The following is an 11,373-nucleotide window of genomic DNA, read 5'->3' on the forward strand; positions in this document are numbered from 1 at the left end:
AAATTAGCCGCGTTTTATGAAATCGATACGTGAAATTTTTAAAAACAAAGACTATCTTTTGGACGAACCTGAAGTGGTAGAATTGATGGACTATTGCGAGGCCTTGCAAGATGAAATTGTAGAATTCAAATTTCAACAAGCCAAGAACAAAGAATTAGCAATGCTCGATATGTTGAAAGAAGTGCTCAAAGGTTGCAATGCTATCGAAAAAGAACAAATGGAACACGAGCGTTTTGGCTACGAAGCGCCGAATTATCAAGCCACTATTTCGAATTTGAAAAGCTATATCCTAGAACGCTGTCGAGACGAGAAGATTTATTTATAATAAAAACCCAATATTGAAAATTCCAAATTGCAAAGTCGTCAAATCACAATAAAAAAATTCCAAATTCCAAACTAAATACTGTTGGAATTTGGAATTTTATTTTTTGAAATTTATTTAAAGTTTAGCCACAACCTCTGCTGGTACAATCGTTCGCATAGCCTCTTCATAACCTGCTACTTTTTTATTGCCATATACCGAAGTAGGTAACTTTGGAAACAGATTTCTATCCGCCACCAAGGCATTTTCTATGGGTTGATTAAAAGGCGAAAAACCAGCGTAAGGATGGGTTGCTCCCCAAAGTGTAATGACTTTTACGCCCAACATCGCGGCAATATGTGCATTGCCAGAATCCATAGACAACATTACATCAAGGTTACTAATCAATTGCAGTTCTTGTGTAAACTTGATTTTCCCTGCCATGTTTACCACATTTTTATAGGGTTTTGCAATGGAATCCAGTATTTCGGCTTCTTTTTTTCCTCCACCAAAAAGCAAAATAGTTTGCTCTGGATTCGCTGCCACTTTTGCAATGACTTCCTGCATTAAATCCAAAGGATACACTTTCGATTCATACTGTGCAAAAGGAGCTATTCCAATCAATTTTTGATTCGGATTACCAATGATTTTCAAGATTTCATCGGACAAAACTGCTTTTTCAGGAAAGATAGGGTTGGATAAATCTAAAGGAAAACCTAGTTTTTCAAAAACTTGGCAATGTCTTTCAAACATAGTCGTTAGGGGCTTGAATACCTTCTTTTCAGGACGCGTCAGGGCTTTTTTTCCAGCTCTACCTTTGTCTACCGCTACCACTTTTTTAGCAGATAACCTAAAATAGGTACGAACAATCTGAGAACGAAGTACATTGTGTAAATCCACAAATGCATCAATATGGAGTGCAGACAATTCTTTGTAAAGTCGAATCAATCCCAAAAAACCTTTGTGATTTACTTTTTCGTCAAAAGCAAAAAAAGTAAGGTTGGGAATGCCATCAAAAAAAGGTTGAAAAAAAGGTCGAGAGACCATCGTAATTTTAACTTTGGGATACTGTTGAGCAAAAGCACGAATAACGGGAACGGTCATCGCTACGTCTCCCATAGCCGAAAGTCGGATAATCGCGATATGTTGTATAGTACTAGACAATGAAGTAACTTTTATAAAAAAAAGGAAATAAGAATTTTAAGTGGTACTTAACGCTCTTATTTCCTTTAATGAAGAATTAATATACTGTTTATTTTTTATTCTGATATAAAACTGGGTTCAATTCATCGTCGTTGTACATTTTCATTTGTTTGTACACTTTCATGAACTTGTCACCGTTTTCGATGTCTTGCAACAAATCGTCGATGGCAGTAGACAAATCAGTTCTTTGTTCCAAAAGTACATTTAACTTGGTTTGACAATTGTCTCTGTGTTCTTGAGAAGCTTCAGCACGAGTGGCTTCTTCGTTCATATGATAAATTTTCAAAGCCAAAATAGACAAACGGTCAAACGCCCAAGCCGGACTTTCAGAATTGATTTTTGCTGAATCTTTTACCGCTACACCGCTGTATTTTTGAAGAAAATAACTATCGATGTATTCTACCATATCGGTACGTTCTTGATTCGATGCATCGATTTTTCTTTTCAATGTCAAAGCTGCTACTGGATCGATATTCGGATCACGGATGATGTCTTCATAATGCCATTGTACAGTGTCTATCCAATTTTTCAAGTATAATAAATGCTCGAATTTTTCTTTTGGGTAAGGATTATTTATCGGTTGATCAACGCTATCAAATTGATGATAATCTTTGATGCTTTGCTCGAATACGGAATACGCTAATTTTGAAAACATATCTTTTAAATTTTAAAAAGACAAAGATACTTTTTATACTTTTATAGTATTCAAAATTTTACAAAAAATACATTTCAAATTCGCTTATCATGCAAATCCATAATTTATCGGAATCCAATAGTGTTTTAAATCATTTTTTAGCACAAATCCGCGATGTATCCATTCAAAATGACAGCCTTCGTTTTCGCAGAAATATTGAACGTATTGGCGAAATTATGGCCTATGAATTAAGCAAAGTCGTGTCCTATGAAGACGTTAGCATTTCAACTCCTTTGGGAACAAAAGCTACCACAAAAATCAAAGACCCTCTGGTTATTTGCTCCATACTTCGAGCTGGATTAACCTTGCATCTCGGTTTTTTGAACTACTTTGATGCTGCCGAAAATGGTTTCATTTCTGCTTATCGTCATCATCCGAATAATGATGATTACTTTGATATTTTGGTCGAATACCAAGCCGTTGCCGATATTGAGGGCAAAAACGTACTCCTTGTTGACCCAATGCTGGCCACTGGACAATCTATTGTTGCGGTTTACAAAAAATTGGTTGAAAAGAAAACACCTGCCGCGCTTCACATTGCCGTAGTAATCGCTGCGCCAGAAGGAATCGCTTACTTAAAAGAACATTTGCCCAGCACTTGCCACCTTTGGATTGGAGCAATCGACGATAAGCTAAACGAGAAAAGTTATATCGTTCCTGGACTAGGAGATGCCGGGGATTTGGCTTATGGCCCTAAACTATAACTGAGAGAAGAAAGTAAATAGACTACATACAATCAAAACACCTAATAGTAATTCTTGTTTTACCTGCTGTTGAAAAACCTCTAAGGCGTTGGTTCCCATAATAGCCAATGGCGCGAATGCAAAAAGCAATACATCATTGTTTTTATCAGGTGAGATAAAAAATACAACTATAGCAATTACAAAAAATCCAATTACCTTTTTATAGGAACTATGCAATAATTGAGGTTTATTAGCATAAGACAACAGCATAACGATTAACAAGAAAAGAGCTGTTGTCATAAAAATGGAGAAGGCCCAATTTTGATAATTGTTTGTGAAATAATTTAATACGGGATCTACATACAACTTATCAAGCCAAAATTCCTCAATAGTCGTGTTTTCAATAGTTAGATAAACCAAAAAACCAATCGCTACTACAAATAGTGCTATGAAAGGTAAAAACCAATTTCTATAATCGCTAGATACATGAAAAAGCACCGAAATAAATACCAAAGCAATGAACAAAATACACCAAGGTTGAAAAATTGAGGCGACCAAAATCCATAAAGCGGCATCAAATATTTTTTCCTTGGATGCTTTTAAGGATTGCAAAGAAAGTAATCTGCGTAGGGCCAAAAGCAAGAATACATTTGCTACTACAATCTTTAAATTATCAAACAACGACGGAAAAAAAAGTAAGAACAAAAAGAAAAAAAACACCGTATAAGTACTGTCTTTACTGAGTCCATTTTTTTTACAAATAAAATTGGTAATAAAAAGTGACCCTGCCAAAAGCAAAAAAACAAATCCCTTTTGCACAATCAAAAGTATCGATTTGAGCCAAATCATATCTTGAAATTGGTACAATAAAAAGAAAAACAACATCAATATTACTACTAACGAATAATTTAATGGTGTAGATTTTTTAAAAACACTTGTAATCATAAGGATATTTTATACTTTTGTGACTGTAAATATAATACTTGTTTAAAAAGGAATTGCGCAAGTGACTAAAGATTCTTTATTTTTTGATTGCTTTTACACTTTCGCCACACTAAATAACCAAACACCATTAATTTTAATCAAATATGAAAGCATTTTTTGAAGCGATACAATTTTTATTTGTAGACATTTTATTCAAACCACTAGATTGGTTACGAGAATTTGAACTATTTTCTTGGTTTGGGGCCAATACCATCAACTGGATTTTTATGATTATTTGTTCTGCTGCCATTGTATATTGGATCAAACAATTACAAATTTTTGACGAAGCAGGAACTGAAAATCAAGACACGACTGCACACTCTTTCTTAAAATAGTTTATTTCTATTTTATGGCTAAAATAAAAAAAGCCCAGTAGTTACTGTTTTACTACTGGGCTTTTCTATGGAAACTTTTACACTAAGTCAAATCCTATATCTTTTCTATAATTCATTTTGTCGAATTGAATTTTAGATACATTGTCGTAAGATTGCTGTAAGGCTTCTTGAAAACTAGTCCCATAAGAAGTAATCGCTAGTACGCGTCCTCCATTGGTAACAACAGCTCCGTTGTCTAATTTGGTACCCGCGTGGAAAACAATAGAATTTTCTACGTTTTCTAATCCTGAAATTACTTTTCCTTTCTCGAAATCTTCTGGATAGCCTCCTGAAACTATCATCACGGTAGTAGCACTTCTTTCGTCGACTTCTAAGTTAAAATCGGCAAGTTTTTCATTGGCTACTGCCAAAAATAACTCTACTAAATCTGACTTCAATCGAGGTACAACTACTTCGGTTTCTGGATCACCCATACGAACGTTATATTCAATCACAATCGGTTCATTGTTCACGTTAATCAAACCAATAAACACGAAACCTTTATAAGGAATACCCTCTTTTTGCAACCCAGCAATAGTAGGTTGTACAATTCGGGTTTCGATTTTTTCCATCAAAACAGCATCTACATAAGGCACAGGAGAAACCGCTCCCATTCCGCCAGTATTCAATCCCGTGTCGCCTTCGCCAATTCGTTTGTAATCTTTGGCTGTAGGCAAAATTTTGTAGCTTTTACCATCGGTTAGTACAAAACAGCTTAACTCGATTCCATCCAAAAATTCCTCGATAACTACTTTTGAACTTGCAGCGCCAAATTTTTGTCCTACCAACATGTTGCGTAATTCTGCTTGAGCTTCGGCTAAATCCTGAATGATTAAAACACCTTTTCCAGCAGCTAATCCATCGGCTTTAAGAACGTAAGGCGGTTGTAACGTCGCCAAGAACTCACACCCTTTTTCTACTGTTTCGGCTGTAAAACTATCGTAAGCCGCAGTAGGAACTTGGTGCTTCATCATGAATTCTTTAGCAAATTCCTTGCTTCCTTCAAGTTGCGCTCCCAATTTTGAAGGACCAATAACAGGGATGTGTTTTAAATCGGCATCATTCAAAAAGAAATCATACACGCCTTTTACTAATGGGTCTTCTGGTCCTACGACAACCATCTCAATGTTTTCTTTTATCACCACGGCTTTGATGGCTTCAAAATCTGTAGCGCTAAAATCTAAATTGGTTGCTATAGTAGCGGTTCCTGCATTTCCAGGAGCTACAAATAGCGTATCACAAAGTGGACTTTGAGTCATTTTCCAAGCAAAAGCATGTTCTCTTCCGCCCGACCCTAATAGTAAAATATTCATGTTGTAGTGGTTTATTGTGTTGATTTTTCTTCTATTGAAGAAGTGGTGCAAAAATAATTGCTTTTGAACGTAAAAAATAATTTAATTGTAAAAAGTTCGTGTATATCTACCGATGCCCACTTAGATAGTTTATTTTTGATAAAATTTTATGCAATGTTTCGTCTTTTTAATTTAACCCTTCGCCTAAATGGTTTTCCGATTCGTGAAGCACAATTGGAATTGGATGCCATTTTTAAATTATCCGATGCCGAACACCAGGCCTTTTTAGCCAAAAAAAAGAACGAAATTGTAGCGTATCATCTGGAAAATAATGCTTTTTATAAAACATTAGTAGGGAAAACAAGTGTTGAAAACTGGCACGATTTGCCCGTTTTGAACAAACAACATCTTCAAAAACCATTGGCAGAAAGATTGTCGAAAGGTTATACAACCAAAAATGTGTATCTCAATAAAACCTCAGGCTCAAGCGGAACTCCTTTTGTTTTTGCAAAAGACAAATACGCCCATGCGCTAACTTGGGCATCGAATATCGCCCGATTTGGTTGGTACGGTATCGATTTTAACCACTCGTACCAAGCCCGATTTTACGGCATTCCGATGGATTTTTTGGGCTATAGAAAAGAACGACTCAAAGACTTTTTGAGTCATCGCTATCGCTTTCCTATTTTTGATTTGTCGGATAGGATTTTAGAAGGATTTTTGAAAGAATTTGAGACCAAAAAATTTGATTATATCAATGGCTATACTTCTTCGATTGTTTTGTTTGCCAAATTTTTGCAGCAAAAAAACAAAGTGCTCAAAACGATTTGTCCTACGCTGAAGGTATGTATGGTCACTTCAGAAATGCTTTTCCCAGAAGACAAGATACTCTTAGAAAAACAATTTGGCGTTCCGGTGGTTAATGAATACGGCGCCTCTGAGTTGGATTTGATTGCCTTTGAAAATCAAGACGGAGAATGGCAAGTCAACGCTGAAACTTTATTTGTAGAAATTTTGGACGAGAATAATCAAGCAGTTCCAAATGGTACTCCTGGACGAATTGTAATTACTTCTCTATTCAATAGAGCGCATCCTTTTATTCGCTATGACTTGGGTGACATTGGAATTTTAGATGAAAAAAGCACTGCAAAAAAACCTATTCTCAAACAACTAATTGGGCGAACCAATGATGTGGCGCAATTACCTAGTGGAAAAAAATCACCGGGGCTGACTTTTTATTACGTAACCAAAAGCATCATTGAGGACGACGGTACTATCAAAGAATTTATCATCAAACAAACCCAAATCGATACGTTTGAAATTGAATATGTAAGCCCAACCGAATTGACCGCAGCACAAATTCAAAAAATTGAAAGTGCTATTGCCTTGTATTTAGAAAGTGGATTGCTATTTAGTTTCATTCGAAAAGAAAAACTCGAACGAAGTCATCGTGGGAAATTGAAGCAGTTTACTTCATTTTTAAAAAGTAAATAAAATCGTATATTAGTGTTTTCAAAAGAGAACATATGACTATCAATTCGCTACTTTCGGAAGAAACTATTGCTAACAAAATATACTTTATCCGCAACCAAAAAGTAATGCTGGATCGAGATTTGGCTGCACTTTATGGCATCGAAACTAAAGTATTAAATCAAGCCGTTAAACGTAATATGTCACGTTTTCCTGAAGATTTTATGTTTCAACTTACTGAAATTGAATTCCAAAACTTGAAGTCACAAATTGTGACTTCAAAACCGTTAAGGTGAAAATTTGTGACCTTAAAACAACCAAAATCATAATTTATGGAAAACAAAATACTACTTTCTGAAGAATTTATTTCTAATAAAATTTACTTTATTAGAAACCAAAAAGTGATGCTCGATAGAGATTTGGCGATACTTTACGGGATTGAGACTAAAAGATTAAAAGAGCAAGTTAAACGTAATATTTCAAGATTTCCAGAAGATTTTATGTTTGAGCTTACTAAATCAGAATTTGAAAATTGGAGGTCGCAATTTGCGACCTCCAATTCAGATAAGATGGGCTTGCGCTATTTACCTTATGCTTTCACCGAACACGGTGTTTTGATGTTATCGAGTGTATTAAAAAGCGACAAAGCCATTCAGGTAAATATTCAAATTATGCGCATTTTTACCAAAGTACGACAAATGCTTTTGGACACCACAGAATTAAAAATCGACATCCTCCAGATTCAGAAAAAATTAGAAAATCACGACAAAAATATTGAGTTGGTTTTTTCGTATTTGGATGAGTTGATCGAGAAAAAAGAAAACGAGTCACCCAGAACAACCATTGGTTATAAAAAATAAATTGTTCTTTGATTGCTAACAAATAAGCTAAATCTCTCCTTTTAGCCCCGGGAGGAGCGGCATCCTTTGTTGACGGGGTTCGGCAACAAAGATATAGCGGATCACGGGACGATGCTACCTGATAAAACCCCTTGTTTCTGCTCCTAAACGATAACTAAATTCTTAATATACCTTGGCTTAACAACCAATTGTGTGAACAAGAAGCCGAGCATAATGAACAAAGCCACCACAAAATTATACCGATGAAATTGGTGATAAACGGCAAAGTTGTGTTGCAGTAAAGCGACCTTGGAGGCCGAAAGCGAGTTGTTGCGAATGCGGTAATAGGCCAAACTTTCGGGGACGGGTTTGGCGCTTTTCAATTTCTTTAGAATGGTAAGCCAAAGCATCCAATCTTGACGTTTTCGAATGGAAGAAATGGCGATTTTTCCGAAAAAATCTGCGTCGTAAATGCCAGTTAAGTTACCTACATAGTTGCAAAAAAACAGCTGACGATAGGACAGATTCCTTGGAGCTTCGACTACTTTGTGCAATGGATTTCCTGCTTCGTCTATGCATTCGTAAAAAGAAAAAGTAAACGGCTGCTGTTGTTCTTGCATAAATTGAAGTTGACGCTCCAATTTATTGGGTTTCCATACATCATCGGCGTCCAAAAAAGCGATGTAGTTGCCTTGGCAATGATGGAGGGCGTTGTTGCGCGTAACACCTGTTCCGGAATTGATTGGGTTTTTGAAAATCCGAATGCGGTGGTCGGTTTGAGCGATATGTTGAACTATGGTAAGTGTTGTGTCGGTTGAGCCATCGTCTACCAAAATTACTTCCCAATGCGGATACGTTTGTTGTTGTACCGAAGCAAGCGTATCAGCAATAAAATCGGCTGAATTGTAAGTTGGAATGATGATAGAAACTAGTTTTTCCATATTAATACGCTTTATCTTCGCCTTTGATGGTGTTGAAAATGGTTATGAAAATGATTTTTATATCCAACAAAATCGACCAATTTTCCATATAGAAAATATCATATTTTACTCGATTGATAATATCCGCTTCTTTTTCTACTTCACCACGATAGCCTTTGGTTTGTGCCAATCCAGTTATGCCGGGTTTTACAAAATGACGTACCATAAACTTATTGACGCGTTGCGCATACATTTCGGTATGACTCACCATATGTGGTCTTGGTCCCACAACCGACATTTGACCCAAAAAAACATTAATAAATTGCGGCAACTCATCGATGCTGGTTTTTCTCAAAAATCGTCCCACTCGAGTAATTCTTGGATCATTTTTAGAAACTTGTTCCAAGTGGGCTTCGGGGTTCAAATTCATAGAACGGAATTTGTAACAATTGAATTCGTGGTAGTTCAGTCCATTTCTTTTTTGTACAAAAAACAAAGGTCCTTTGGATTCTAGTTTGATGATAATCGCCAAAATTGGGGTGAGCCAAGAGAGAATAAATAAAATGATTCCAATAGAAAACAAAATGTCAAACGATCGTTTGATAAATTGATGTAATGAATCGTCTAATATGATTTTTCTTGAGGGAATTACTGCAATATAATCGTAATATTCAAACTTATAATTGATAGAAAAAAGTTGCTGCGGGTTAGGAATAAACTTCAACGTCTTTAAGTTATTGTCTGCAAAATCCACCAAGTCCGAGATTTGTTTCTGACTCAAATCGTCCATCGCACAGTACATCTCGTCTATTTTATGGGTTAAAACATACTCACAACTTTCTTTAATATGATCTTTGCGATGGTGTTCTAAGTCGAATACTTTCTCTAAAACATAACCATAATCTGGGTTCTCGGTAAAAAAAAGCTGTAAAGGTGCAATGTTTTTTGGGCTACCCAAAAGAACCACTTTTCTAAAATTACCTCCAAAAAGCACTCTGAACTTTTGTAGAAAAAAGTAAATCGCCAACTTAAAAAACAACATAACAGCAATAACAATTGCGCTAAAAAAGAACGTCTTTTGAATACTCGAGCTTGAGTTATTGATAAAGATTACGGCTAACGAAAACAAGGAAAATAGCATCCATTGCTTGAAAGCACAATTCAAAATAGCAATAACTTTGGTGTAGCGATAGACTTCATAAAATCCTAAAGTTGATGCAATAACGAACCAAGCCATAATTAAGGCAATAGGATTATACGACAACAAAGGCAAATCGGTACAATAAATAGCGGCTACTAAAATGATTGCACTATCCAAAACATAGGAAAAGGGCCGAATGTATCCTGAATATCTACCGGTTTTGGTCTTCACTGATGATGAGAATGAGCTTTGGGATTAAAAAATATATTTCGAAAAATCCTTGTGTTCTTCCTTAGATAACTCTTCTTTTGAAAGTGATTTGAAATAATCATAAGTAATTTTCATTCCTTCGGCACGGTCAATGGTAGGCTCCCAACCCAGAAGCTCTTTGGCCTTAGTAATGTCGGGTTGGCGTTGTAAAGGATCGTTGATAGGTAACGGATGATACACCACTTTTTGTGAAGTGCCTGTTAGTTTGATAATTTCCTCGGCAAAATCTTTAATCGTGATTTCGTCTGGATTTCCAATATTTACGGGATATACATAATCTGAATGCAACAATCTAAAAATGCCTTCTACTTGGTCGTCTACATAACAAAAAGAACGCGTTTGCATCCCATCGCCAAAAATAGTTAAGTCCTCTCCACGAATCGCTTGTCCAATAAACGCTGGAATCACACGACCGTCGTTGAGACGCATTCTTGGTCCGTAAGTATTGAAAATACGAACAATTCTGGTTTCTACTCCGTGAAAAGTGTGGTACGCCATCGTAATCGATTCCTGAAAACGTTTCGCTTCATCATAAACCCCACGAGGACCAATAGTATTGACATTTCCATAATATTCCTCCGTTTGCGGATGCACTAAAGGATCTCCGTATACCTCTGAAGTAGACGCAATAAGAATTCGGGCTTTTTTAACTCTCGCCAAACCCAATAAATTATGAGTGCCTAATGACCCAACTTTTAAGGTTTGAATTGGAATTTTTAAATAATCAATAGGACTTGCTGGTGAAGCAAAATGCAAAATATAATCTAAGTTTCCGGGAACATGCACAAACTTGGTAATATCGTGATGGTAAAACTCAAAATGTTCTAATTTAAATAAATGCTCGATGTTCTTTAAATCTCCCGTAATCAAGTTGTCCATCCCAATTACGTGGTATCCATCATTAATAAAACGATCACACAAATGCGATCCCAAAAATCCAGCGGCTCCGGTGATAAGTATTCTTTTCATTTTTTGCATATTATTCAACAACAAATGTAATCGATTTAAAGAAAATTCCTTTACAACCCCCTTCATTCTTTTTAAATTAGAAGCAGGAAGCAAAGGCTTTTTGGGCTACATCGTCCCGTGATCCGCTATATCTTTGCTTTTTAAAAGAAAAAAGCAAAGGATGCCGCTACTCCCGGGGCTAAGGAACAACAATAGGCTTTCTTGGGTATATTTTTTAATCAATTATAAGCTTA

General features: G+C 36.0%; 13 protein-coding genes. 6 read left to right on the forward strand and 7 right to left on the reverse strand.

Annotated features, from left to right (window positions below; all coding sequences use genetic code 11):
* Positions 1-16: 16 nt before the first annotated feature.
* On the forward strand, positions 17-325 hold the full coding sequence (locus tag ACSVH5_RS10455; RefSeq protein ID WP_159688993.1) for a hypothetical protein: 309 nt from the start codon (positions 17-19) through the stop codon (positions 323-325).
* A 114-nt stretch (positions 326-439) separates the two neighbouring features.
* On the opposite strand, the gene ACSVH5_RS10460 is transcribed toward ACSVH5_RS10455, so the two are convergent.
* The gene (locus tag ACSVH5_RS10460) at positions 440-1,435 is read right to left on the reverse strand and encodes a glycosyltransferase family 9 protein (protein WP_438061407.1); all 996 of its coding nucleotides are present in this window, start codon (positions 1,433-1,435) and stop codon (positions 440-442) included.
* A 118-nt stretch (positions 1,436-1,553) separates the two neighbouring features.
* A complete protein-coding gene (locus ACSVH5_RS10465) occupies positions 1,554-2,159 on the reverse strand; it encodes a DUF4254 domain-containing protein (protein WP_438061383.1) in 606 nt (201 codons plus the stop codon).
* A gap of 89 nt (positions 2,160-2,248) precedes the next feature.
* On the opposite strand from ACSVH5_RS10465, the gene upp reads away from it, so the two are divergent.
* A complete protein-coding gene (gene upp / locus ACSVH5_RS10470) occupies positions 2,249-2,902 on the forward strand; it encodes a uracil phosphoribosyltransferase (protein WP_438061384.1) in 654 nt (217 codons plus the stop codon).
* On the opposite strand, the gene ACSVH5_RS10475 is transcribed toward upp, so the two are convergent.
* Entirely contained in the window at positions 2,897-3,826 is a 930-nt protein-coding gene (locus ACSVH5_RS10475; RefSeq protein WP_438061385.1) for a DUF6427 family protein, read from the reverse strand. The genes upp and ACSVH5_RS10475 overlap by 6 nt on opposite strands.
* A 143-nt stretch (positions 3,827-3,969) precedes the next feature.
* Between ACSVH5_RS10475 and ACSVH5_RS10480 the strand changes: the two genes are divergently transcribed.
* The gene (locus ACSVH5_RS10480) at positions 3,970-4,200 is read left to right on the forward strand and encodes a DUF6341 family protein (protein WP_438061386.1); all 231 of its coding nucleotides are present in this window, start codon (positions 3,970-3,972) and stop codon (positions 4,198-4,200) included.
* Between the two features lie 77 nt (positions 4,201-4,277).
* On the opposite strand, the gene purD is transcribed toward ACSVH5_RS10480, so the two are convergent.
* Positions 4,278-5,552 carry a phosphoribosylamine--glycine ligase gene (gene purD, locus ACSVH5_RS10485; protein ID WP_438061387.1) on the reverse strand — a complete coding sequence of 425 codons (1,275 nt, stop codon included), beginning with the start codon at positions 5,550-5,552 and terminating at the stop codon, positions 4,278-4,280.
* Between the two features lie 153 nt (positions 5,553-5,705).
* On the opposite strand from purD, the gene ACSVH5_RS10490 reads away from it, so the two are divergent.
* From ACSVH5_RS10490 to ACSVH5_RS10500, 3 genes are read left to right on the forward strand one after another with little or no spacing between them, the layout of a single operon-like run.
* Positions 5,706-7,025, forward strand: coding sequence for a phenylacetate--CoA ligase family protein (locus ACSVH5_RS10490; RefSeq protein WP_438061388.1), 1,320 nt, complete (start codon positions 5,706-5,708; stop codon positions 7,023-7,025).
* A gap of 32 nt (positions 7,026-7,057) precedes the next feature.
* Positions 7,058-7,297, forward strand: coding sequence for an ORF6N domain-containing protein (locus tag ACSVH5_RS10495; RefSeq protein ID WP_438061389.1), 240 nt, complete (start codon positions 7,058-7,060; stop codon positions 7,295-7,297).
* Positions 7,298-7,333: 36 nt separating this feature from the next.
* Complete coding sequence (locus tag ACSVH5_RS10500; RefSeq protein ID WP_438061390.1) at positions 7,334-7,861, forward strand: ORF6N domain-containing protein; 528 nt, start codon at positions 7,334-7,336, stop codon at positions 7,859-7,861.
* A gap of 143 nt (positions 7,862-8,004) precedes the next feature.
* Here ACSVH5_RS10500 and ACSVH5_RS10505 read toward each other — a convergent pair whose 3' ends face one another.
* The 3 genes from ACSVH5_RS10505 to ACSVH5_RS10515 are packed head-to-tail and all read right to left on the reverse strand — an operon-like array spanning position 8,005 to position 11,140.
* Positions 8,005-8,781, reverse strand: coding sequence for a glycosyltransferase family 2 protein (locus ACSVH5_RS10505; RefSeq protein WP_438061391.1), 777 nt, complete (start codon positions 8,779-8,781; stop codon positions 8,005-8,007).
* A 1-nt stretch (position 8,782) separates the two neighbouring features.
* On the reverse strand, positions 8,783-10,132 hold the full coding sequence (locus tag ACSVH5_RS10510; protein WP_438061392.1) for an exopolysaccharide biosynthesis polyprenyl glycosylphosphotransferase: 1,350 nt from the start codon (positions 10,130-10,132) through the stop codon (positions 8,783-8,785).
* A gap of 24 nt (positions 10,133-10,156) precedes the next feature.
* On the reverse strand, positions 10,157-11,140 hold the full coding sequence (locus ACSVH5_RS10515) for a UDP-glucuronic acid decarboxylase family protein (protein WP_438061393.1): 984 nt from the start codon (positions 11,138-11,140) through the stop codon (positions 10,157-10,159).
* Between the last annotated feature and the right edge of the window lie 233 nt (positions 11,141-11,373).

The sequence above is a fragment of the Flavobacterium sp. RSSA_27 genome (assembly GCF_051547125.1).
GTDB lineage: Bacteria > Bacteroidota > Bacteroidia > Flavobacteriales > Flavobacteriaceae > Flavobacterium.

What these genes read in the sequence shown, in the direction of transcription:
- purD (WP_438061387.1), bottom strand. Translation starts at nt 5,552, where the DNA reads ATGAATATTTTACTATTAGGGTCGGGCGGAAGAGAACATGCTTTTGCT.
- ACSVH5_RS10490 (WP_438061388.1), top strand. Translation starts at nt 5,706, where the DNA reads ATGTTTCGTCTTTTTAATTTAACCCTTCGCCTAAATGGTTTTCCGATT.
- ACSVH5_RS10495 (WP_438061389.1), top strand. Translation starts at nt 7,058, where the DNA reads ATGACTATCAATTCGCTACTTTCGGAAGAAACTATTGCTAACAAAATA.
- ACSVH5_RS10455 (WP_159688993.1), top strand. Translation starts at nt 17, where the DNA reads ATGAAATCGATACGTGAAATTTTTAAAAACAAAGACTATCTTTTGGAC.
- ACSVH5_RS10500 (WP_438061390.1), top strand. Translation starts at nt 7,334, where the DNA reads ATGGAAAACAAAATACTACTTTCTGAAGAATTTATTTCTAATAAAATT.
- ACSVH5_RS10505 (WP_438061391.1), bottom strand. Translation starts at nt 8,781, where the DNA reads ATGGAAAAACTAGTTTCTATCATCATTCCAACTTACAATTCAGCCGAT.
- ACSVH5_RS10480 (WP_438061386.1), top strand. Translation starts at nt 3,970, where the DNA reads ATGAAAGCATTTTTTGAAGCGATACAATTTTTATTTGTAGACATTTTA.
- ACSVH5_RS10475 (WP_438061385.1), bottom strand. Translation starts at nt 3,826, where the DNA reads ATGATTACAAGTGTTTTTAAAAAATCTACACCATTAAATTATTCGTTA.
- ACSVH5_RS10465 (WP_438061383.1), bottom strand. Translation starts at nt 2,159, where the DNA reads ATGTTTTCAAAATTAGCGTATTCCGTATTCGAGCAAAGCATCAAAGAT.
- ACSVH5_RS10515 (WP_438061393.1), bottom strand. Translation starts at nt 11,140, where the DNA reads ATGAAAAGAATACTTATCACCGGAGCCGCTGGATTTTTGGGATCGCAT.
- upp (WP_438061384.1), top strand. Translation starts at nt 2,249, where the DNA reads ATGCAAATCCATAATTTATCGGAATCCAATAGTGTTTTAAATCATTTT.